Annotated in this window: 1 protein-coding gene; it reads left to right on the top strand. The window is 45.2% G+C overall.

Going from position 1 to position 356, the window contains the following annotated elements; all coding sequences use genetic code 11:
- A partial coding sequence (locus tag OCF95_RS09765; protein ID WP_315899061.1) for a DUF1542 domain-containing protein occupies positions 1-356 on the top strand: 356 nt, incomplete at both ends.

Below are 356 nucleotides of genomic sequence, written 5' to 3'. Positions count from 1 at the left end.
GGAGTGACATCAGTAGATTCGGTAACTCCAACGCCAACAGCTAAACCGGCTGCAAAACAAGCCATCGATGACGCATTAAAAGCTAAGAATGACGCAATTGATGCCAACAACGATTTGACAGACGAAGAAAAAGTAAAAGCTAAGGAAGACGCGAAAGCGAAAGCAGACGCGGCGAAGCAAGCAATCGACAACGCGACAACAAACGATGCGGTAGAACAAGCTAAAAATGACGGAGCGACAAGTATATCTTCAGTAACTCCAACACCAACAGCTAAACCGGCTGCAAAACAAGCCATCGATGACGCATTGAAAGCAAAGAATGACGCGATTGATTCCAATAACGATTTAACGGCTGA

This window comes from Streptococcus mitis, from assembly GCF_946188615.1.
GTDB lineage: Bacteria > Bacillota > Bacilli > Lactobacillales > Streptococcaceae > Streptococcus > Streptococcus mitis_BZ.
This window is presented reverse-complemented; position numbering and strand designations above follow the sequence as displayed.